Here is a 23,737-nt window from a genome sequence, read left to right on the forward strand (position 1 = left end):
CACGCAAAGATACAAGATTGGATCACTAATCCATATCGCCATTTTCACTTTGTAAATTGTATTTTATGCACACTCCTCCTGCTCTTAAAAAAGGTGACAAGATCGGCATCGTTGCGCCTGCCGGAAAAATAAATAAAGAAAGCATATTGCCGGCTCTCAATAAACTTCACGAATGGGGATTGGAAATAGAACTCGGCAAACACATATTTAATGAAAACTTCCAGTTTGCAGGAACAGATGACGATCGCACCGCCGATCTGCAAAAAATGCTGGATGACAGATCAATTAAACTTATAATCAGCGCACGCGGAGGTTATGGAATGCTGCGCATCATTGATAAACTTGACTTTAAAATATTTAGCAAACACCCAAAATGGATAGTTGGATATAGCGACATTACTGTTTTACATGCTCATATACACAGGAATTACGGCATTGAAACAGTGCACGCCATCATGGCCAATATTTTCGATAAAAACGAAGAGGCTGTTGACACATTAAGAAAGGCGTTATTTAATGAGCCATTATCATACCGGGTTGAATCCCATTTGCTAAACAGAAAAGGCAAAGCCGAAGGTGAAGTAATTGGAGGCAATCTATCTCTCCTATACGCCCTTAGCGCAAGCCGATCTGATATTGACACAAAGGGTAAACTATTATTCATTGAAGACCTGAACGAATACCTTTATCACATCGATCGCATGATGATGAACTTAAAACGTGCCGGCAAATTAAAAGGCCTGGCCGGCCTGGTGGTGGGCGGAATGACCGACATGAAAGATAATCCAAATCCTTTTGGAAAAACCGCAGAAGAAATAATATTTGAAGCGGTTTCGGAATATAACTATCCTGTTTGTTTCAATTTCCCTGCCGGGCATATAGAAAAAAACCTCGCCCTGGTTTTTGGCCGTAAGGCAAGGTTTTCTGTGGATGATACCGGAGTAATGCTCAGATATGATTAGTTCTTCTCGAATTTGTGATAATCCTTGGGGATCTGGAACATTTCAGCATCAAGGGCCTTTTTCTCTATCTTTTGAACTTCTAAACGTCCTGTTTCTTTTCCAGTAGCATCCGTTTGAACAGACATGTATGGAAATCCGTCACCTGCTTCTTTTGAGATAAGAAGGAAATACGATGCCGGCTTGTCTTTCCTGTTCATCAGCCTTAACATTTTAGCAAAAAACTCGAATTTAGACCCTCCAACATAGTATTTAATGGTTGTGTTCTCGTCCTTGTTAACAACGGAAACTTCTTTACAGTTAACCCCCAGTAATGTTTTTGCACCCTTTGTGCTTGTTATCTCAGGCTTACCGGCAACAGCAACAGGAGCTCCTGGCTTTTGATCCATATATAATTTGCGGTCATGACTCAAGGACAACATTGTTGAAGCCGAAAGGTCAATCAGGAAAGTGCCTTCTACCTTTTTCGATTTGGAACCGATCTCGTCAATACGAACCATATTCCCTTTTACATAATAAATATATTCGGTTGTATCGATCTGGGTCATTTTTTTGAAGTCGATCGTTCCTTCGAATTGTGCAAGTGAAGCTGATACAAAACTCGCCACCGCAATGGTTGTAACAGTTAATTTAGTAGTTAGGTTTTTCATCTGTCGAATCGTTTAGTTAATACGAAAATAGTAAATTTTATCATATTGCCATTCAAGTATCATGCCAACCGGCACGAACTGCGAATTTCTGCGAATTACCAATCATTATACTACTAGGCCCATTACCTGGGCGACGTTTAAAACCTTTGAAAGTATCCTATTAATAAAGCTTTTGTTAAATACATTGTCGCATAAGCTTCGTAATACTCAGTAACATTAAATACGAAAAATGCGAATTCGTATATTCGCAACGAACCACAGGATAATGTCAAAAAAAACAGGTGACAAAGGGGAACAAATTGCAGCAAACCATTTGCGCAAAAGGGGATATACTATACTCGAAGTGAACTGGAGGCATCAGCATTTAGAACTTGATATTATTGCTCAAAAAGATAATTTCCTGGTTATAGTTGAAGTGAAAACGGGTAACAGCATCACTTTTGGCGAACCGCATGAGTGGGTTACACGAAAAAAACAATTGCGCATCATTAAGGCCGCAGATGCTTATGTAATGGAGCACAACATACAAACAGAAACACGTTTTGATATTGTTGGTATTTTACTTACCGCACAAGATCCCCAGGTAAATCACATAGAAGACGCTTTTTCAACGGCAGGCTAGAAAGTGGTATTCCAAAAAATCTCTTTGTGCTGTTCTCTCGCAAAGGCTGTTTAATTAACTATCTTTGCGTAAAGTAAAGCACCGATGGCTCGAGAATTCAACAAGAAAAGATCATTTAAGAAAGGTAAAGGCAAAAAAAAAGGCTCGTATCAGGAAAAAAAATCATTCCACGAGAAAACCTTTGGCAGATCCAATGAAAAAAAGAGCTTTGATCCCAATGAAGATCTCGCGCACGGAAAAGAAAGTTATTCTGTAAGAAAGCGAAAGAATCTTTTAGACCAGGAAAGAAAGGCTCCTTTCGAAAAACCTGCTTACGCCGACGAAAAGAAGTCATTTGGTAAACCCGACCGACCAGGTGGAAAGAAATTTGGCAAATCATTCAAAAAGCCAGGCAAGACCTTCGGAAAAGGTAAAAACACCTACTCAAAAAGGAATGGCGATGATCGCGGAGAACAGCCAAGCCGCTTCAGCAGTAAGCCTTTTGGCGGATCATTTAATCCATCAGATTATAGCGATGGCAGGGATGTACGTAAAGAAAAAGGGTTCAAAAGAAAAGATGATGTTCGTGAAGAACACCCTTACAGCCGCGACAAAGCCCCGTTTGAAAAAAAGCCTTTTAAAAAACCATTCAGCAGCTCCGCAAAAAGTGATACAGACAGACCCGGCGAAACAAAAAAATCTTTTAAAAGAAAATTTGTAAAAAGATCGGCCGGACCTGCCTACAAAAAACTTAGCGAACAGGATGAATTCATTTCCGATGGCCTTATCCGTTTAAACAAATACATCGCCAATGCAGGAATCTGCAGCAGGCGCGAAGCCGATGAGCTTATTAGTGCAGGTGCAGTCAGTGTAAACGGAAAGGTGGTCACCGAAATGGGCTACAAAGTAAAACCCGACGACAGAATTAATTATGGCGGTGAAACACTCCGAAAAGAAAAACTGGTTTATGTATTACTGAATAAACCAAAAGATTTTATCACAACACTTGACGATCCCGCTGACCGGAAAACGGTGTTCGATCTCGTAAAAAACGCATGCAGGGAACGCATTTACCCCGTTGGCCGCCTCGACCGCAATACAACAGGCGTTTTGCTTTTGACCAACGATGGCGACCTTACCAAAAAACTCACGCATCCCAAACACGGTATAAAAAAAGTGTATATGGTCACGCTTGACAAGCCGCTCAACAAGCCTGATTTTGATGAGATCGCCAATAACGGCGTTACACTTGAAGATGGTCATATAAAGCCCGACATGATCAGTTATGTTGGTGACGGAAGCAGTAAAAAAGAAGTTGGACTTGAAATACACAGCGGCCGAAACAGGGTGGTGCGCCGGCTATTCGAACAATTTGGCTATACTGTTGTAAAACTTGACCGTGTTATATTCGCGGGTCTTACAAAAAAAGATCTGCCCCGCGGTAATTGGCGTATGTTAACCGAAAAAGAAGTGAGCTATTTGAAAATGCTGGGGTAACAATAATTATAACCGAAAATTGTTATATGTTGTAACTTTACACTTACCAAACAACTATGATGCCTTTCAGTATCAACAACACGGATGATATCATGCGTGTTACATATGATACCCTGAAACTTAAGAAATATATACGAATGAAATCACCTAAATATATTCCTGAAATACGCCCTGTTGTTTTATGGGATGTTGCCGGAACTAATATTGATTATACAAAAAGTAGTGATTTTATTATCTGTCGCGTTTTCAACTATGGAAACTTCCAGGAAATTGCAGACATTATTATTTGTTATGGAAAAGATTATGTGAAAAACCTCCTGCTTTCTACCCTTAACCTGGATGCATTCGGGCTTGCTGTCGCTTCAGCTGTTTTTGAAATTCCCCAAAACGAGTTTAAATGTTACGAACTGAAACAGTATCCAAGGAGTTATTAAACGTCCTCAAGGAATTGATGAAGCTGAAAACACTTCAGAATTTCCGTCTTGTTGGCGGGACAGCTCTGTCTTTACAATTAGGACACAGAAAATCAATTGATATAGATATGTTCAGTTGCAATGATTTTTCCGCTGAAGAGATATGCCATGAATTGATTGAGAAGTTTAAATTGAGCCGGCTAAGGGCTGAAGGTGGGATAATGATACGAACTGAAATCAATGGAGTAAAAGTTGACATTGTGGACAGTAAAACCCCATTTATTCGTGAAATTATTTTTGAAAATGGCATCCGGATGGCAAGTACCGAGGATATTGCCGCAACAAAAATAAAAATGGTATGCGATCCGTTTTCAGGAAGGAAAACAAAAAAAGATCTGGCGGATATTAGTGTTCTGCTCGACAAATACAGCCTGAAACAAATGGTTGGGTTCTTTAAGGAAAAATATCCTATTATGGCGCCTTATGAAGATGATGTGATCATAAAGATCAAAGATTTTAGCGGGGCTGAATCCTGCGAAATGCCGGCAATGATACATGATATAAGTTGGGAGAATATAAAACAGAAAATCGAGAAAAGTTTTAAGAGCTATTTTGACGACATTTTAAAAGAAAGGAAGATCAAACTGAAGCGTAATAAAAAATGAGTGCTTTATCGCTTCAATTCACTCATTTTGATCAAAAAATTTTCAATCAGCCTTTCTCCATTTTCTCCTGATACCTCAGGATGAAATTGCACGCCATAAATATTTTCAGAAGGATGCTTCATTGCTTCCACTTCATACTTTTCAGAGCGGGCCAAATGAACAAATCCTTTTGGTAAATCAATTCCTTCTATATGGTCTTCCATAAATACAGGTTGTTCCGGCAAACGATCGAATAAACTATTTTGAGTTTTAATACTTATCGGAACCGATATTCTGACCGCATCCCCCTTAAAAATTCTTGCGCCATAAAGTAATCCAATTAACTGATGCCCGAAACAAATTCCCAAAACAGGCAATCCGGCTGTTGTGATAAACCGATACTTTTCAAGATAAGGTTCTGAAGAAGCCTCCGTTAACAAAACAGGGGCTCCGCTTAAAATAAATCCTTTTGCATTTTTTAAATCAATCAAATGGGGCGCCTGCCATGGAATGATGCGGCATTTATATCCAAGCCCCTCCACTACATTTTTTATGTTTGAAGTTTTGCTGCTGCCGAAATCGATGATATAGATCATGAGGTCCCCATCCTTCCAAAAAAAAGAGCCGGGTTATTTCTTTTTTATGACCGCGAACAGACTTCCTGTGTCGAGGTACCAGTATTTATTCCTCAGCCCGAACAAAGCAGCAGCAGTTGTCGCAACTGTTTTCATTAATCTGAAATTATACCGGTCGAGTCTGTCAAGCAAAAATCCTGTGTCGGCATATTGCCCGCTTGGCGAAGAATGTACTAAGGTCAGGCCGTAAGGCTCAATGGCTTTTGCCAACGTAGCAGGGGTAAAATATTGTATATGTTCCTGCGGTTTATACTGGAACCACTTTTTACCAAACAATTTGCGTTGCATTGAGCTAAAATCAGGTGTTATAAGTGCAACAATTCCATCATCATCCAACAACTCATGTAATTTCTTAAATGTTGTTTTCAAATCAGGAATATGCTCAAGCACATCGAACATGGTAATAAGTTTGTATTTTTTACCGGAAGTAAATTCCTCAAAAGGGCGCTCAAAAACTTTTATGTTTTTAGCTTTTACCTTTTCGATCATTTTTTTATCCAGCTCGATCGCTTCTACATCCCAACCCTTTTCACGCATCAATTCAAGGAAATGCCCTGCAGCACAGCCGATATCCAAAACCGGCCCTTTATTTTTTGTTAAATACGGCTCAATTCCATCGATCCATTTTTGAAATGTCTTTAACCGCAAGTGCGATGTCAGTTCATAATCCTGGTAACCATATCCTTCGCCGGTATTGGTAAAATAATTTTCAGAATAAATTTTATACAGGTCACTGTTTTTAATACGTGGGTTGACAAAAACAAAATCGCAGTCCTTACACTGAACAATGTCAAACCCTTTTACCTTATACAGAAGTTTATATTGCTCACTTCCGCAAACCGAACAGGGGTAATATGTCAGTTCAAATTTCATTGGATAGCGGCCGCACGTTGCAGACAGGAATTAGCTTTTACTGTATCGCCTAAGGCTTTATATACAAGAGCCATGTTACTAAGCGTACTCTTGTTGTATGGATTTTTCGACAACGCTTTTTCGTAAAACTTTGCCGCCGTGCTGTAATCGCCTTTGTTGTGATAAACCGCGCCGATATTTCCATACGCGTCATTAAACAGCGTATCGGTTTCAATTATTTTGGTGAAATATTGGAGAGCCTTGTCGTAATTCTTCATATTAAAATAAAGCACCCCTGTATTATTTAAAGCCATATTATAATTGGGCCTAAGTTCAATCGCTTTGGCGTATACTTTACGCGCATTTGCGGTATCTCCCATATCAAAATAAGTTACGCCAAGGTTATACCATATTTCAGCATCTTCCGAGTAAATGGCAATTCCCTTATAGTATTCTTCCACCGACTTTTTAAAGTATTCTCCACGCTTAACAGGATCGGGCTCTGCCTCACCCTTTACACGGCACTCACTTCCAACCGCAAAATGAGCACGGGCACTGCCGGTAGAAATTTCCAATCCAGACGTAAACAGTTCAAAATTATTTTTCCAGGCTTTGTTCCGGTCAACTGTTTTAAATCCATACAAACCCAATATGCAACCCAGTAAAGCAAATACGGTCGACCTGTTCGGCCAGCTCATTGATTCCATTTCTACTTTCATAGCTTTCAGTAACAGTAATACCAAAGCTATACAAAAACCAAGTGAAGGCACGTATAGAAAACGTTCACCCATAGTAGCACCTATTTTCACCAAAAGATTGGATGAAAGAAAAATAGTAATGAGGAAAAAGAGGATCGCGAATACATATACGTTTCTCTCCTTAAAACGCAACAATACATAGGCTCCCATCCCAAGGTATAATGCGAGGGAAACTAAAGCTTTCCAATCGGAAAAAGAAACAATAGGCACCTGGCTGTATGAATAATCCCAGGTCAGGTTCACCGGGAATACCAGCAGCCAGATGTATTTACCCAGGATAACAAAGTTGGTGGCCAGCATATCGGCAGTTGTTTTTGCAGCCATCAACCCGTTATTCATAATAATGATCTTGTCTTTGAATGTAATGCTATCCAACACACTTATACGAATGGCCATGTATATTAGAATAAGAGCCGCGTACGGCACAGCGATACTGGTGATCTTTTTAACAGGCAGGTCGGTAAAAAAATAAAGCAACAAAGGAACAATAAGAATAAATGTCAAACTGTTTTCCTTGCACAAAATAGAAGCGAAGAAAAACAGAAGCGACCAAAACAACTTCTTGGTCAGGCGCATATTTTCAACATATACCATCAGGTAGTAAAAAGAAAGCACCCCGAACAGCCAACCGAGTATTTCATCGCGGCTTTTTATACTGGCCACCACCTCGGTATGTACGGGGTGAAATACAAATATTAACGTAATTGCGAGGGCCACATACGGATTGTATTTTTTAAACATTTTTTGCAACAACAACAGCAAAATAACACATGACAGGCCATAAAAGATCACATTGAAGAAATGATCAACATGAGCGTTATTCCCGAATATAGCAGTGCTGATCATAAAATTGAGCAACACCAGGGGACGGTAGTTGGACTCATTGGCATTATTAAACCCCACCAGTGAACCCTTATTAAAAAGGCTTGGTAAAGCGGAAAATCCCTGCTGAATAAACGTGTTTTTCTTGGTGTAAATATCATCATCGAGTGAATAATCGTGCTGAAGTGTATTTGCATATAATAAAAAGGCTGAAGCGAAAACAACACTAATAAAACGCCACTTCAATTTTGAAAACGCAATTGATGGAGCATTTTTAGCTGCCGGTTTAATGGAGTTTGTTTTTTTAGGATTTGCCATAGATCTGCATTCAAAAATAGAAAAAAGGAATCAACTTATTATGAAATTACTTAATAGCAATGCCCCAATATGGCCCGTATACAAAGTTTTTTAGCCAAAATAAGGGTTAAATGTCATTTAAATTTCTACTTTTGATAGGCATAGTTTTATCATAAAATTCTCCTTTTATTATGGGTTTCATTTCAAGTATACAGGCGCGGCAGATCCTTGATTCACGCGGTAATCCAACCGTTGAAGTTGAAGTTATAACAGATACAGGCATTATGGGCCGGGCGGCCGTTCCATCAGGCGCATCAACAGGCGAACACGAAGCTGTGGAATTGCGTGATGGCGACAAAGGTGTTTACATGGGTAAAAGTGTATTGAAGGCGGTAAATAATGTAAATACCGTTATCAAGGAGGAAATAAATGGCATGTATGTATTCGATCAGAATGCCATTGATAAAAAAATGATCGTTCTTGACGGCAGTAATAATAAAAGCACTTTAGGGGCCAACGCCATCCTTGGTGTGTCACTTGCCGTTGCCAAAGCTGCCGCTGAAGAAGCCCGCCAATCGTTATACAGGTATGTTGGTGGTATCAATGCCAATACACTTCCTATCCCCTTAATGAATATTCTGAATGGAGGTGCCCACGCCGACAACAGTATCGATTTCCAGGAATTCATGATCATGCCTGTTGGTGCGGAAACTTTCAGCGAGGCCTTGCGTATCGGCACCGATATTTTTCACACCCTTAAAAAGGTATTGAAAGACAAAGGCTATTCCACCAATGTGGGCGACGAAGGAGGCTTTGCTCCTGACATTAAATCGAATGATGAAGCCATTAAGATCGTTCTTAAAGCCATTGAAACGGCAGGTTACAAACCTGGTTATGATATATATATTGCCATGGATGCTGCGGCATCTGAGTTTTATGATGCGAAGACCAAAAGCTATCATTTTAAAAAGTCGAGCGGCGAAAAATTAAAATCGGCAGAGATGGTTGACTTTTGGGTTGACTGGGCAAAAAAATATCCCATTCTTTCGATCGAGGATGGATTAGCTGAGAATGATTGGGATGGGTGGAAATTGCTTACCGATAAGCTGGGCAAAAAAGTACAGCTTGTGGGAGATGACCTGTTTGTAACCAACGTAAATTTTTTACAGAAGGGAATTGGTAACAATGTCGCTAACTCTATATTGGTTAAAGTAAATCAAATTGGTACGCTCACTGAAACCGTTAATGCGGTGCAGCTTGCGCATAACAATTCTTATACCAGCATCATGAGTCATCGTTCGGGTGAAACCGAGGATACTACTATTGCCGACCTGGCCGTCGCGTTAAATTGCGGACAGATCAAAACCGGCTCGGCCTCACGCTCAGACAGGATCGCGAAATATAACCAATTGCTGCGGATCGAAGAACAATTGGGGGAAGCGGCGAGATTTATTGGTAAAGATTTTAAATTTATAAAGTAATGAATCGTTCTTGGTTGTTGGTTGTTAGTTGTCAGGCGCAAACAACCTGAGACCTGAAGCCAATAACGCCAAACAACCAACAACTAACAACATTTATCCCATGGACACACTTAAAGAAAAATTTGCCGCGAAAGCCCTGCCAATGGCTGCCGAAGTTAAAGCCCTTATTAAAGAGCATGGCGATAAAAAACTTGGTGAATACACCGTTGCACAGGTATACCAGGGTATGAAGGGCATTATAGGTTTAGTTACCGAAACATCAAAACTCGATCCTGAAGAAGGAATTCGCTTTCGCGGATATACAATTCCTGAATTACGCGCACAGTTCCCCAAGTCACCAAATGGAGGTACTGAACCGTTGCCTGAAGGCGTTTTTTATCTGATGCTAACCGGAGAAGCGCCAACTTTAGATGACGTTACTAACATTACGAACAATTGGGCGCGCAGAAGTATTGTGCCTAAGCATGTATTCGACACTATTGATGCCCTGCCTGGCTCTACCCATCCAATGACTATGTTCAGCATTGGCATTATGGCCATGCAAACCGAGTCGGTATTCGCTGCCGCTTATCGTAAAGGTATGAGCAAAAAGGAATACTGGGATTATGCATACGAAGATTCCATGAACCTTATTGCCAGGTTGCCGCGTGTAGCCGCATATATCTACCGCAAAAAATATAAGAACGACGAACATATTGAACCCGATCCAAAACTTGACTGGGCAGCGAACCTCGCGCACATGATGGGTTACGAAGATTTTAATGTAAAGCGTCTCATGCGTATGTACATGACCATACATGCGGATCATGAAGGCGGAAACGTATCTGCACATACTACCCACCTGGTGGGTTCGGCATTAAGTGATCCTTACCTTAGCTTCGCCGCTTCTATGAACGGACTGGCAGGCCCCTTACACGGATTAGCTAATCAGGAAGTAATCCTGTGGATCATGCATATGCGTGAACAATTAGGCGGAGGCTTACCCACTGAACAACAAATTGCCGATTTTATCAGAAAAACATTGGAAGAAGGCAAAGTTGTTCCGGGATATGGTCATGCCGTACTTCGCAAAACAGATCCGCGCTTTAGCGCACAACAGGATTTTTATTATCGCTACATAGCTGTTGATGGCAAGAAAGACGACTTATGCGAGATCGTTCAACTGATCTATAAAGTTGCTCCTCCTATTTTGGAAAGCACTGGCAAAATAAAAAACCCATGGCCGAATGTTGATGCGCACTCCGGCGCGTTGCTTATGCACTTTGGCATTACCGAGTTTGATTTTTATACTGTGTTATTCGGCGTATCCCGTGCGCTTGGCGTACTCGCATCACTCGTTTGGGACAGGGCGCTTGGACATCCGCTTGAACGGCCAAGCTCTATCACTACTGAAGGACTTAAGAAAAAAATAGGGATTGCGACGGTTAAATAAATTCATTTTACATAATTAAAAAAGCCCTGAATTATCAGGGCTTTTTTAATTAACAGTGAATACGTCCTACTGAATTATTACCTTCTCTGTATAACTATGTCTTCCAACTGTCATCCTCAGCAAGTACAGACCTGTTGAAAGATTATTTTCAAAACTCAACAAATTCCGGCCTTCAGATATTGACTGGGTTTTACTTAAAACAATACTTCCTTCAGCATTGTAGATGTTTATTATTGCCCCTTCTTCCTGATGTGCGGAGAAATATGACACATTTACCATCTCAGCTGATGCGGCCGGTGATGGGTAAACAGAGAACTGGGTCTTTGATCTTATATTTGCTGACCCTAAAGCAAAGTATTCAAATTTACCATCGTAGTCAGTTTGCTTTAAACGATAATAAGAAATATCTTCAAAAGGTTTTTCATCCAAAAACGAATAGTTCAATTGCCTCGAACTTGTTCCGGCCCCTTTAATACGCCCGATAACTTCAAAAGAAATTCCGTCCAAACTGCGTTCTATAGAAAAGTAATCATTATTGACTTCAACTCCGGTTGCCCATGTGAGCAGCACTTTACCACCCTCTTCTTTCGCAGAGAAGAAAACAAGCTGAATTGGAAGGGGAAATTGGCCGTCTTTCGTAATTTTTAATGGTCCGGTAAGTGTTACGGTAGTAGCCGGGCCCGTACTTCCTTGTATAACTTCAGTTCCCCCGATAAAACCTAAAGAACCATGGTTTTCAGCCGACAATTTACCATTTCCCAGAAGATAAATAATTCCATCATCTTCCAGCTCTAATTTTTTCCCGCCGCCAATTATTATTTCGGCGCCTGCTTCAACAGTTATCCTCATGCCTGAAAAAGGTCCAAGGTTATTGGCATTTACTGTAAGTATGAGTCCTGTAGGTACCACAACGCTGTCGCCATTCCCCGGTGCACCTGACACCCATGTCTCATTAGATGTCCAGTTCCCGGTTACGCTTACCTTTTTAAGATCGGCTCTGGATGAAATTGCTATTGAACTAAACAGGAAAATCAAAAGTGTCCTTTTCATGGCTATTGTTTTAGAAGTGCTAAGTTAAGCATATTCATTTCTCATAAAAATGACATGTATCATTATATGATAATCAATCAATTACAAAAAATACGTAGGCCATTTGAAAATGATTTTTCTACCCCCTCCATCCCGGCCTGTTATATATTGTTATGCTCAATACATCTGTTAAAAATAGTTGGGAAATTATTGTTTGAATTAATATGAGAAACCAATAGTGCAATAAGTACTTTTGGAAACATTTCTATTAACAAATTATGGCTTTAAGCTGGAACGAAATAAAACAACGCGCCGTTCAATTCTCGAAGGAATGGGAACATGATTTTAATGAGGATGCCGAAGCCAAATCCTTTATGGATGCATTCTTCAATGTGTTTGGCATTCCGCGCCGGCGTGTGGCTACTTTTGAAACCCAGGTAAAAAAGGCAGGCGACAAGCAAGGGTATATCGATCTGCTTTGGAAAGGACAAATACTTATTGAATTTAAATCGCGCGGCAAAGACCTTGATAAAGCTCATCAACAGGCTATTGATTATTTTCCGGGGCTTAATGATCGCGACTTACCTAAATATATTCTTGTTTCTGATTTTGCCCGTTTCCGTCTTTACAATCTTGATGATAATACCACGGTTGAATTTCCAATAAAAGACCTATACAAACACATAAAAGAGTTTGGTTTTATTGCAGGCTACGAAAAAAGAACCTATAAAGAACAGGATCCCGTAAACATAGAGGCAGCCCTGTTAATGGGTAAGCTCCACGATAAGCTGGAAGCTATTGGCTACAAAGGCCACCAGCTCGAAGTGTATTTAGTGCGCCTGTTGTTTTGCTTGTTTGCCGATGATACCAGCATTTTTGAAAAAGACACCTTCCGCGAATACATTGAAAGAAAAACCAATGTAGACGGCTCCGACCTGGCCGCGCATATTTCTCAGCTTTTTGAGGTGCTTAATACTGCCAAAGAAGACCGCCTGAAAAATATGGATGAAGCGCTGGCCGCATTTCCGTATGTGAATGGTAAATTATTTGAAGAACATTTACACGTCGCCTCATTTGATAGCGAGATGCGGAAAATACTTTTGGAATGTTGCGCGCTCAATTGGGGAAAAATTTCGCCCGCTATTTTTGGTTCACTGTTTCAGAGTGTAATGAACCCTAAGGAACGCCGCAATTTGGGGGCGCACTATACCAGCGAAAAAAATATTTTAAAACTGATAAAGCCATTATTTCTTGATGAACTATGGCAGGAATTTGATAAAGCAAAAGACAATAAAAACCAGCTTAACAAACTTCACGAAAAAATAAGCCTGCTCCGTTTCCTCGATCCCGCCTGCGGTTGCGGTAATTTTTTAATTATTGGGTACCGAGAATTGCGTATGCTGGAGCTTGAAATAATAAAACGCCTGAACAAAAACGAACAGGCAAAAGCTGTTTCCATATTATTGAAAATTGATGTGGACCGCTTTTACGGCATTGAGCTGGATGAGTTTGCCTCGCAAATAGCGCAGGTAGCCATGTGGTTAATTGACCACCAGATGAACATGATAGTGAGCGAGGAGTTTGGCGAATATTACGTGCGCCTGCCTTTAAAGAAAAGCCCTGTTATTAAAAACACTAACTCATTGCGTTTTGACTGGCATACCCTTATTGACCCTATACCATGGGAAAAGAAAGAACAGGTGTTTGATTATATTTTTGGAAACCCTCCGTTTATTGGGAAACAATTGCAAGGTGCGGAGCAAAAAGCTGACATGGATTTAATTTTTGCAGGTGTTAAAGGCGCAGGCGTGTTGGATTATGTAACAGCCTGGTACATTAAAGCCGCGCAGTATTTACAACAATATTCAACTGAAAACACTAAAATAAAATGTGCATTTGTGAGTACCAATTCAATTACTCAAGGCGAGCAAGTTGGAATTTTATGGAATGAATTATTTAAAAAATATAAAATAAAAATTCATTTTGCTCATAACACTTTTAAATGGGGGAATGAGGCAAAAGGTAATGCAGCTGTACATGTCGTAATTATTGGATTTTCCAACTTTGATATTAATGAGAAACGAATTTTTGAATACGATGATATTAAAGGAGAGCCGCATGAAATTAGGGTAAAAAACATCACTCCTTACTTAGTTGAGGGAAAAGACATGTTTATTATTACAAGAACAAAGCCTTTATGTAATGTTCCTGAAATTATTAAAGGCAGTGAAACAACCGATGATGGACACTTTATGCTAACCTTTGACGAAGTAACTGAGTTAAAGAAAAAGTATCCTCAAAGTTCAAAATTCATTCGACCATTTGTTGGTGGCGGAGATTTTATTAATGGAAACGTTCGATATTGCCTTTGGCTGAAAGATGCACCAATAAGTGAAATTAGAAACATTCCATTTATTCAAGAACGAATTGAAAGAGTAAAAAACTTCCGATTAGCGAGCACTAAAGCAAGAACAAGACATTGGGCAAATTTTCCAACTTTATTTTCCGAAGACAGACAACCAACAACAAAGTATTTAATGTTTCCAAAAGTTTCATCGGAAAGGAGAAACTATATTCCATTTGCTTATGTTGAACCTGAATTTATAATTAACAATACAGCATCATTCATTCCCAACGAAAGCCATTACCTTTTTGGCATTTTGGAAAGTAAGATGCGCATGGCTTGGATGAGTTATGTATGTGGCAGAATGAAAAGCGATTTTATCTATTCCAATAAAATCGTCTACAACAACTACCCCTGGCCGGAGAGCCCAACAGAAAAACAAATAAAGGCCGTTGAAACAGCGGCGCAAAAGGTGTTAGATGCAAGAGCGGAGTTTCCTAACAGCTCATTAGCCGATTTGTACGACCCATTAACCATGCCACCCCTATTGGTAAAAGCCCACCAGGAGCTTGATAAAGCAGTTGATCTGTGTTACCGCCAGCAGCCGTTTACAACCGAGGCCAAACGCATGGAGTTTTTATTTGAGTTGTATGAGAAGTATACAGCAGGGTTGTTTGCGGTGGAGAAGAAAAAGAAGAAAAAGAATTGATTTTATAGTTGTGTTTACTGCTACGGTATTCTGAATTGACCAGTGACCCATGATTTTTTCGTAATTTTGTCCTATGACACAGCAAGAAATTGATAGTCTTATAACTTGTGCAAAAAAAATAACATCTTCTAAAAGAGTTAAATTTAAGTCGATTAACAGGAGTAAAAGACTTACTATGGAAGCTTGTACTGAAGATGATACGCATAAATTGGAAGTATTCATTCGTCAAAGTGAAAAATTTGAAGAAAGATTCTCTATTGGACTGAAATATATATCCAAAGAAGATGAGGATTTTAATTTGGTCCGTTATAACGGAGAACATAAGGATCACACGAATAAATTTTCAGATGGTAAAAAAATAGAATCATTTCATAAACATTTTGCCAAGGAAGAAATAATTGCAAAAGGAATCCGGGCAGAACATCATTCAAGGGAAGCGGATTATGTAACCTTTAAAGGAGCCATTCTGCATTTTTTTAAAGAACTTAATTTTACAAATTATAAAGAGTACCTGAAAATATTTGATATTGAGGAGGAGGACCCTAACCAATTAGCTATGTTTAAAAAATAATGAAAGAGATTCAGGAAATAAAAGAGGCTTTAAAAAAGCAGTTCATGGATATGTTTGATTTGGTTCCTGTGCGACCTCATATCTATCAGATATTGCTGCCCTATTATCATCCTGATGGAGACATTTATGAAATCTTTATTGAAAAAAGGGGGGATGCTTTCCTTATACAAGATTACGGCTTGACTTTAATGAAAATGTCGTATGATGTTGACGTTGAAAGTGACAGCAAACAAGAATTAATTAAAAAAATACTTTCTGAAAACCAAGTTAGTATTGATGATGGAAATATTTACTTAATATCCGACAGGCAATTTATTCTTCCTAACCTTATGTGTTTGTTAGATACCATTTCAAAATTATCTTCTCTCGTTCTATTAACCTGGAAAAAGAACAAGAATCCCTTCTACGAAACACTGGAACAATTTTTGTCTTCAGCATTTAAAGATTATGGATTTGAAAAAAAATACACCCCTGATGAAGTTCCTTTTGCAGATGAATATTTTACTCCTCATGCAATAACAAAAGCTACAAAACCTATCTGCATTTTTCCTATAGCGTCAAATGACCGCTGCGACCAGGTTACAATAACTGTGCAACATTATCTTCTTAGTAAGTTCAATCCTCTTATGATAGGGATTTATGAAAACATGGAAGAAATATCTACCAGAAAAAGTGCGAAGGTTACAAATATACTTGACAAGCAATTCCCCTATTTATCAAAAAACGAAAGTCATATTTCAGAATATTTACAAGCCCGCTTAAATTAAAGGTTTGGCCACAAATCAGAAACGGTAAAAATAGATTATGTATCTGGCTTGAAATGGGTAGCGGAGAACCTGACTATATTATGATATTGGATGATAGAAAGGACTATATTTTACCTTGGACTGCATTTGTTTTAAACTATGAGCACGAGAAAAGAAAAAAACAGAAGGAGTACGATGAATATATAAAAAGCAGAAGCCGCCCATAACAGACGGCCTCGTAACTCCTTTAACACATGGTTAATGAGATGTGCAAATATATGCGATAAATATTGACTCCTCCAAATTAAGGTGTTATAAAACAAACATTTAAATGTTAATTATGTTCAATTTTCATGCCATTTAACTAAAAACTGCCTATTTAGCATCTAAATTCCTATGCCCTACAAAAACCTCCAACATTTCATAGTCACCCTCGACCAAAGCGGCGAACTCATTCGCATAAAAGAGTATGTAAATCCCGAACTCGAGATCGCCGAAATAGTTGACCGCGTTTCAAAATCTTCCAACAATAAAGCCCTGTTATTTGAGAACACAGGAACCGGGTTTCCCCTTCTGATCAATTCAATGGGCTCATACAAACGCATGTGCATGGCACTGGGCGTTGCTGACCTGGATGATATTGCGAAAGAAATTGAAATATTATTTAAAAAGCTGGCAGGCCCTAAAGAGAACATCTTGGACAAGCTTAAGATGCTTCCAATGCTGGGCGAAATTTCATCATGGATGCCTAAAATGATACGTGGTAAAGGTGAATGCCAGGAGGTAATCATGAAAGATCCCGACATCACAAAATTTCCGGTGATGAAATGCTGGCCTGAAGATGGGGGGAGATTTATTACGCTGCCTGTTATCAATACCAAAGATCCTAATACAGGAATTCGGAATGTGGGCATGTACCGCATGCAGGTGTTTAGCCCAAAGCTAACAGGTATGCACTGGCACAAACACAAAGTCTCTGCCGGGCATTTTAATGAGTACAAAAAACTGGGGATCAAAATGCCGGTTGCCGTGGCGCTTGGCGGTGATCCAGCCTATACCTATGCCGCTACAGCCCCGCTTCCTCCCAATGTTGATGAGTATATGCTCGCAGGTTTTTTACGTAAAAAAAGGGTGGAACTTGTAAAGTGCTTAACGCAGGATATACATGTTCCCGCTGACGCGGATATAATTATTGAAGGCTATGTTGACCCCAATGATGAGTTGATACTTGAAGGACCTTTTGGTGATCATACCGGCTATTACTCACTGGCCGACATGTACCCGAAATTTCATATTACCTGCATCACTCACAAAAAAAACGCAATATATCCATCGACCATTGTCGGCATACCTCCACAGGAAGATGCCTGGATCGGGAAAGCAACAGAACGCATTTTCCTGGCTCCGATAAAAATGACTTTGCTACCGGAGATCATTGATATGGAGATGCCTGTTGAGGGTGTATTTCACAACCTCACTATAATAAAAATAAAAAAAGAGTTCGCCGGGCATGCGCAGAAGGTGATGAACGCCATGTGGGGCGCTGGACAAATGATGTTCAACAAAATTCTTGTTGTTGTAGATGAGAAGGTTGACATACATAATTACATGGCTATTGCAAAAGCAATTTCCGAAAATGTTGACCCGCAAAACGATATATATTTAAGCCAGGGACCAATGGATGTGTTGGATCATTCCTGTTCTAAGTTCGCGTTTGGAGGAAAAATGTGTGTGGATGCAACGGCGAAATTTCCGGAAGAAATTTCGAGTTCAAAGTTCAAAGTTCAAAGTTCAAAGTTGAATGCAGACGATATAAAAAACAAATTTCCGGAAATTGTCGGGGTGAATGATTCGTTGTTGCAACAGGGCATATCGGTTGTTTTTATTTCGGTGAAAAAGAACAGAAAAAATCATGTGAGGGAATTGAACGAGCAACTATTTACGCTGGATGAATTTAAAAATGTGAAAATGATTATCTACGTTGAACATACTGTAGATGCGAATGATACAGCTGACGTGATTTGGCGATTTGCCAATAACATTGATCCTAAACGCGACAGTTATGTTATTCAGGCAAAAGACGAAAATTCAATGTCACACATTGGTTTTGACGGTACCCGTAAAACAAAAAAGCTGGATGGCTTTTTGCGGGATTGGCCTAATATCATTTGTGCGGATGAAAAAACAATAAAAACAATTGATGAAAAATGGAGTATGCTTGGTCTTGGCCCTTTTATTAAATCCCCATCACTTAAATACAAAAATCAATTATATAAAGGAGGAGCGGTTGCTGCCGAGTCCGAGACCATTTGAACACACTCAATAATTGGATATGATAAAAAAGATCATGCTATTAGGCTCCGGTGAACTGGGCAAAGAATTTGCGATCGCCGCTAAACGTTTGGGGCAATATGTTATAGCCGTTGACTCTTACAATAATGCTCCCGCTCAACAGGTAGCTGATGAACGTGAAGTCATCAACATGCTGGATGGCGCAGCATTGGATAAAATTGTTGCGAAACATAAACCGGATATCATTGTCCCCGAAATTGAAGCCATACGCACGGAACGATTTTATGATTATGAAAAACAAGGCATACAGGTAGTTCCCAGTGCACGTGCCGCTAACTTCACAATGAACAGGAAAGCGATCCGCGACCTGGCTGCAAAAGAATTAGGATTAAAAACAGCTAAATACGCTTATGCAAATACACTTGATGAACTGCGTTCTGCCGTTAAAAATATTGGGATCCCCTGCGTGGTAAAACCTCTAATGTCTTCATCGGGGAAAGGACAATCCTACATTAAAACCGAAACGGATATTGAAAAAGCGTGGAACTATGCGCAGGCAGGGAAACGTGGCGATATGGCAGAAGTGATCATAGAAGAATTTATTTCCTTTCACTCCGAGATCACCCTGCTTACCGTTACCCAAAAAAATAGCCCGACTTTGTTTTGTCCTCCTATTGGCCACCGCCAGGAGCGTGGCGACTACCAGGAAAGCTGGCAGCCTGCCGCAATTGATCCCGGACATTTATCAGAAGCCCAACACATAGCTGATAAAGTAACGGCGGCGCTGACCGGCCCAGGCATTTGGGGTGTTGAATTTTTCCTTTCAGATAATGGCGTATATTTTTCTGAATTATCACCACGCCCGCATGATACAGGCATGGTAACATTAGCCGGAACTCAAAATTTTTCAGAATTTGAATTACATGCGCGAGCTATACTTGGCCTGCCGATCCCTGAAATCTTACTGGAGAATGCGGGTGCAAGCGCAGTAATATTGGCCTCAGCCGAAGGTCTTAATCCAAAATACCAGGGTTTCGCAGAAGCGCTTAATGTTACACGCTCGGACCTGCGTATTTTTGGAAAACCTTCTACCCGACCCTATCGCAGGATGGGTGTTGCGTTAACCTATGACCATGTTGATTCCAATGTTAAAGAACTTGTAGAAAAGGTGAAATCAATTGCCGCAAAAATAAAAGTAAAGTAATTAATCCCCGATTTTAACCATTCATTAAAAAAACAAGTCGATATACCATTATAATCCTAACTTCGGGCAAATTTTATAAAAATGAAAAACAAATTATTTATCACGGCTATTGTCTCAGTTATCTTTTTGAGTTGCGGCAACAACGAAACAAAGAAAGAGGAAACAAACATTGCAAACGATGTAACTCTATTTCTTGAATCATACAACAAGCAATACCAGGAGCTGAGCACCAAAGCAAATGAAACACAATGGAAATCTCAGATTTATATTGTCAAAGGCGATACCGCAACATCAAATGCCACTGAAAAAGCTTCGCAGGCATTGGCCAATTTTACCGGAAGTATTGAAAATATTGAAAAAATAAAAAAATTCCTCGAACATAAAGATCAATTGGATTCACTGCAGGTTGAACAACTGGAACACGTACTCTATTTTGCCGGTGGCAGCCCACAAACCGTTGCCGATATAGTAAAGGAGCGCATAAAAACAGAAACGGGAGCCACTGAAAAGTTATATGGATTCGATTATAAATTAGACGGCAAGTCAGTAACCACTAATAATATTGACGACATTTTAAGAAAAGAAAATGCGATCCGCAAACGTCTGCAGGCCTGGGAATGCAGCAAAGAAGTGGGCAAAGGTCTGAAAGAAACGCTTGTCAAATTACGTGAACTGCGAAATAAAACAGTTCAGGGACTTGACTTCCCTGATTACTATTCATACCAGGTTGCAGACTATGGTATGAGCACTGATGAAATGATGCAGCTTTTGCGAAAAATAAATAAAGAGATCTACCCGCTGTACCGTGAACTGCATACATATGCCAGGTATGAACTGGCAAAGAAATATAATGTTAAAGAAGTTCCGGATTATATACCTGCTCATTGGCTTCCTAACCGTTGGGGACAGGATTGGAGCGACATTGTAACCGTTAAAGGCTTTGATCTGGATAATATTATCAAGGAAAAAAAGTATACCAAAGAATGGATTGCCGAACAGGCCGAACGTTTTTATGTGAGCATGGGCTTCCCTGCTCTACCAAAAATATTCTGGGAAAAGTCTGATCTGTATCCATTGGAAGCCAATGCCACATACAAAAAAAATAATCATGCTTCCGCCTGGCACATCAATCTTGACAATGATGTCCGTTCATTAATGAGTATTGAACCCAACTCTCATTGGTACGAAACCACGCATCATGAACTGGGACATATTTATTATTACATTTCTTACAGCAACCCGGCTGTACCCATGGTGATGCGCGAAGGTGCCAATCGTGGCTACCATGAAGCACTTGGAAGCATGATGGGGATGGCAGCTATGCAAAAACCATTTTTAGCCGGACTGGGATTGATCGACATGAAAACGAAGACCGATTCCATTCAATCCTTATTAAAGGACGCTCTCAGCCATATTGTTGCATTAAATTGGCAGGCCGGGACAATGAGTGAGTTTGAATATGAATTATACTCAAAAAATCTTCCGGTAGACCAATTCAACAAACGCTGGTGGGAAATTGTTAAACGCGAACAGGGCATCGTTCCTCCTGCAGAACGCGGCGAAGAATTTTGCGATGCCGCCACCAAAACACATATCATTGATGACCCGGGCCAGTACTATGATTACGCATTAGCTTCCGTACTGATGTTCCAGTTCCATGATCACATTGCCAAAAATATTTTGCACCAGGATCCTCATTCCACGAATTACTTTGGCAATAAACAGATCGGCGAGTTTATCGGCAGCGTTATGAAAAACGGCGCCGTTGGCGACTGGAGAAAATTATTAAAAGAAAAAACAGGTGAAGACCTCAGCGCCCGCGCTATGCTTGATTACTTTGCGCCGTTGATGGATCACCTGAAAAAAGTGAATGCCGGAAGAAAATATACATTGCCGGAAGTAAGACTGTAATATAAATATGGCTAGTGCTAGCGCACAACCCTGACAGGGTTTAGAACCCTGTCAGGGTTTGGCCACACAGGATAAACAAGATTAACTAAGAATGAAAGATTATATCGCCCCGCTGGTTCCCGGTTCCATTTTTCATATTTACAACAGGGCAAATGGAAATGAGAAATTATTCTCAACTCCTGAAAATTATAAATACTTCCTGCGGCAATACCAGCAATATATTTCACCTATAGTTAACACCTACTGTTATTGTCTTTTACCTAATCATTTTCATTTCTTAGTTCAGTGCAAAGAAGAGAATATAATTGAAAAACATTTTCTTGATAATTGCAAGAACATTCAAACCCTGATAGGGTTTGGAAACCTATCAGGGTTTGAGAAAGAACAATTTCTTTCAAATCATATCAGTCGACAATTTTCCAATTGGCTCAATGGATATACTCAAGCTTATAACAAACAACAAAAACGTAAAGGCAGTTTATTTATGCGGCCGTTCAAACGAGTTTCAATTAGCGAAGAAAGACACCTTATAAATGTGATACGCTATATTCATTTTAACCCCGTAGAAGCAGGATTGTGTATTCAACCTGAGAAATGGGAGAATTCATCTTACCATTTGATTATTTCAGGAAAAGAGAATTCATTTATAAATCGTTCTGCGGTTATTGAATACTTCGAGGATTTGGAAAATTTTGTCTATTGTCATAATAATTCGGAATTAGTGTAATTTCCGCACACACCATACACCCTACCCCTGTCAGGGCTTAAAACCCTGACAGGGGTAGGATTGAAAAAAACGCACACTTGCCTACAAGTATCGACATCGAACAATTTCTTATCCTATCCCGGGAATATCCAATACTGGATGTTCGCACGCCTGCTGAATTTGAAAAAGGCAATATCCCGGGAGCGCACAACCTGCCATTATTTACAAATGAAGAACGGGCTATTGTCGGAACTATTTACAAACAACAGGGCCGCCAACCTGCCCTCTTAAAGGGACTCGAACTTGTCGGCCCTAAAATGAAAGAACTTGTTTTAAAAGTTGAAACCATTATTAATCAGGACACTACATCCATTGCCTCCTCTATGGAGTTTGTCCCGACAATGGAGGGAGAGAGGGCCGGGGTGAGATCTATTTTAATGCACTGCTGGCGTGGAGGGATGCGCAGCAGCAGTGTTGCCTGGCTGCTGGAATTATACGGGTACAAAGTTTATACGCTTAAAGGTGGGTATAAATTTTTCAGGCGATATGTTTTAGCAACTCTTGATGGTAACCGTAAGTACATTATACTGGGAGGACGAACAGGTTCGGGAAAAACTTTGGTTTTAAAAAAGCTGGCAGAACAATCGGAGCAGGTTGTAGATCTTGAAAAATTAGCACATCATAAAGGTTCCTCATTTGGTTCGATCGGAGAGGAAAAACAGCCAACACAGGAACAGTTTGAAAATTGCCTGGCAATTGAACTTAAAAGGTTTGATCCGTTAAAACACATCTGGCTTGAAGATGAGAGCAGGCTGATCGGGAAAAAAGTAATACCGGCGGGCATGTGGGAACAGATGCGTGCAGCAAAAGTAGCTTACATCGATATCCCATTCAATATACGTGCTGAGTATTTAACAAAAGAATACGGGCAGTTCACCAAAAAAGAGTTAGCAGAAGCTATAACACGCATTACCAAGCGGCTTGGGGGGCTTCAGGCAAAACAAGCTTTGGAGGCACTTGAAGCCAATGATCTTAAAACCACCTGCGAAATATGCCTGGCCTATTACGACAAAACCTATGATCATGGGTTACAACAGCGTGAAACGGCAACCGTAAAAAAATACATATTTGAAAAAATAGATGCAGATTTTATCGCGTCTGAAATAAAACAAGTAAAATGATCA

20 protein-coding genes are annotated in these 23,737 nt (G+C 39.9%); 15 read left to right on the top strand and 5 right to left on the bottom strand.

Annotated features, from left to right (window positions below; all coding sequences use genetic code 11):
- Positions 1 to 65: 65 nt before the first annotated feature.
- Positions 66 to 962, top strand: coding sequence for an LD-carboxypeptidase (locus HYU69_08010; GenBank protein MBI2270286.1), 897 nt, complete (start codon positions 66 to 68; stop codon positions 960 to 962).
- Here the strand turns inward: HYU69_08010 and HYU69_08015 are convergent.
- On the bottom strand, positions 959 to 1,609 hold the full coding sequence (locus HYU69_08015) for a DUF4412 domain-containing protein (protein MBI2270287.1): 651 nt from the start codon (positions 1,607 to 1,609) through the stop codon (positions 959 to 961). The two genes, HYU69_08010 and HYU69_08015, sit on opposite strands and share 4 nt — an antisense overlap.
- A 265-nt stretch (positions 1,610 to 1,874) precedes the next feature.
- On the opposite strand from HYU69_08015, the gene HYU69_08020 reads away from it, so the two are divergent.
- The 4 genes from HYU69_08020 to HYU69_08035 all read left to right on the top strand — a co-directional run bounded on the left by HYU69_08020 (position 1,875) and on the right by HYU69_08035 (position 4,785).
- A complete protein-coding gene (locus HYU69_08020) occupies positions 1,875 to 2,231 on the top strand; it encodes a YraN family protein (GenBank protein MBI2270288.1) in 357 nt (118 codons plus the stop codon).
- An 84-nt stretch (positions 2,232 to 2,315) separates the two neighbouring features.
- Complete coding sequence (locus tag HYU69_08025; GenBank protein MBI2270289.1) at positions 2,316 to 3,707, top strand: rRNA pseudouridine synthase; 1,392 nt, start codon at positions 2,316 to 2,318, stop codon at positions 3,705 to 3,707.
- A gap of 56 nt (positions 3,708 to 3,763) precedes the next feature.
- Positions 3,764 to 4,141 (top strand): hypothetical protein, encoded by a 378-nt coding sequence (locus HYU69_08030; GenBank protein MBI2270290.1) that lies wholly within the window; start codon positions 3,764 to 3,766, stop codon positions 4,139 to 4,141.
- Positions 4,105 to 4,785 carry a nucleotidyl transferase AbiEii/AbiGii toxin family protein gene (locus HYU69_08035; protein ID MBI2270291.1) on the top strand — a complete coding sequence of 227 codons (681 nt, stop codon included), beginning with the start codon at positions 4,105 to 4,107 and terminating at the stop codon, positions 4,783 to 4,785. The genes HYU69_08030 and HYU69_08035 overlap by 37 nt, the downstream gene beginning before the upstream one ends.
- 5 nt (positions 4,786 to 4,790) lie before the next feature.
- On the opposite strand, the gene HYU69_08040 is transcribed toward HYU69_08035, so the two are convergent.
- From HYU69_08040 to HYU69_08050, 3 genes are read right to left on the bottom strand one after another with little or no spacing between them, the layout of a single operon-like run.
- Entirely contained in the window at positions 4,791 to 5,360 is a 570-nt protein-coding gene (locus HYU69_08040) for a gamma-glutamyl-gamma-aminobutyrate hydrolase family protein (GenBank protein ID MBI2270292.1), read from the bottom strand.
- Between the two features lie 33 nt (positions 5,361 to 5,393).
- Positions 5,394 to 6,272 carry a class I SAM-dependent methyltransferase gene (locus tag HYU69_08045; protein MBI2270293.1) on the bottom strand — a complete coding sequence of 293 codons (879 nt, stop codon included), beginning with the start codon at positions 6,270 to 6,272 and terminating at the stop codon, positions 5,394 to 5,396.
- Positions 6,269 to 8,149 (bottom strand): tetratricopeptide repeat protein, encoded by a 1,881-nt coding sequence (locus HYU69_08050; GenBank protein MBI2270294.1) that lies wholly within the window; start codon positions 8,147 to 8,149, stop codon positions 6,269 to 6,271. The genes HYU69_08045 and HYU69_08050 overlap by 4 nt, the downstream gene beginning before the upstream one ends.
- Positions 8,150 to 8,319: 170 nt before the next feature.
- On the opposite strand from HYU69_08050, the gene eno reads away from it, so the two are divergent.
- Both eno and HYU69_08060 read left to right on the top strand, forming a co-directional pair.
- Positions 8,320 to 9,609 (top strand): phosphopyruvate hydratase, encoded by a 1,290-nt coding sequence (gene eno, locus HYU69_08055; protein MBI2270295.1) that lies wholly within the window; start codon positions 8,320 to 8,322, stop codon positions 9,607 to 9,609.
- A gap of 100 nt (positions 9,610 to 9,709) precedes the next feature.
- A complete protein-coding gene (locus HYU69_08060) occupies positions 9,710 to 11,041 on the top strand; it encodes a citrate (Si)-synthase (protein MBI2270296.1) in 1,332 nt (443 codons plus the stop codon).
- Between the two features lie 66 nt (positions 11,042 to 11,107).
- Here the strand turns inward: HYU69_08060 and HYU69_08065 are convergent, their stop codons facing one another.
- On the bottom strand, positions 11,108 to 12,091 hold the full coding sequence (locus HYU69_08065) for a T9SS type A sorting domain-containing protein (protein MBI2270297.1): 984 nt from the start codon (positions 12,089 to 12,091) through the stop codon (positions 11,108 to 11,110).
- Positions 12,092 to 12,348: 257 nt separating this feature from the next.
- Here HYU69_08065 and HYU69_08070 point away from each other — a divergent pair, with 257 nt between their 5' ends.
- The 8 genes from HYU69_08070 to mnmH all read left to right on the top strand — a co-directional run bounded on the left by HYU69_08070 (position 12,349) and on the right by mnmH (position 23,734).
- Entirely contained in the window at positions 12,349 to 15,123 is a 2,775-nt protein-coding gene (locus HYU69_08070) for a class I SAM-dependent DNA methyltransferase (GenBank protein ID MBI2270298.1), read from the top strand.
- Between the two features lie 73 nt (positions 15,124 to 15,196).
- Positions 15,197 to 15,694, top strand: a complete 498-nt coding sequence (locus HYU69_08075) for a hypothetical protein (protein ID MBI2270299.1) — start codon at positions 15,197 to 15,199, stop codon at positions 15,692 to 15,694.
- Positions 15,694 to 16,461, top strand: a complete 768-nt coding sequence (locus tag HYU69_08080) for a DUF1828 domain-containing protein (GenBank protein ID MBI2270300.1) — start codon at positions 15,694 to 15,696, stop codon at positions 16,459 to 16,461. The genes HYU69_08075 and HYU69_08080 overlap by 1 nt, the downstream gene beginning before the upstream one ends.
- A gap of 375 nt (positions 16,462 to 16,836) precedes the next feature.
- Positions 16,837 to 18,753 (top strand): menaquinone biosynthesis decarboxylase, encoded by a 1,917-nt coding sequence (locus tag HYU69_08085; protein ID MBI2270301.1) that lies wholly within the window; start codon positions 16,837 to 16,839, stop codon positions 18,751 to 18,753.
- A gap of 19 nt (positions 18,754 to 18,772) precedes the next feature.
- Positions 18,773 to 19,936: a formate-dependent phosphoribosylglycinamide formyltransferase gene (gene purT, locus HYU69_08090; GenBank protein ID MBI2270302.1), complete on the top strand. Its 1,164-nt coding sequence runs from the start codon at positions 18,773 to 18,775 to the stop codon at positions 19,934 to 19,936.
- 81 nt (positions 19,937 to 20,017) lie between these two features.
- Positions 20,018 to 21,847 carry a M2 family metallopeptidase gene (locus HYU69_08095; GenBank protein MBI2270303.1) on the top strand — a complete coding sequence of 610 codons (1,830 nt, stop codon included), beginning with the start codon at positions 20,018 to 20,020 and terminating at the stop codon, positions 21,845 to 21,847.
- Positions 21,848 to 21,938: 91 nt separating this feature from the next.
- Complete coding sequence (locus HYU69_08100) at positions 21,939 to 22,574, top strand: hypothetical protein (GenBank protein MBI2270304.1); 636 nt, start codon at positions 21,939 to 21,941, stop codon at positions 22,572 to 22,574.
- Positions 22,575 to 22,651: 77 nt separating this feature from the next.
- Entirely contained in the window at positions 22,652 to 23,734 is a 1,083-nt protein-coding gene (gene mnmH / locus HYU69_08105; protein ID MBI2270305.1) for a tRNA 2-selenouridine(34) synthase MnmH, read from the top strand.
- Positions 23,735 to 23,737: the final 3 nt, after the last annotated feature.

It is taken from the genome of Bacteroidota bacterium (genome assembly GCA_016183775.1).
In the GTDB taxonomy this organism is placed as follows: Bacteria; Bacteroidota; Bacteroidia; order JABDFU01; family JABDFU01; genus JABDFU01.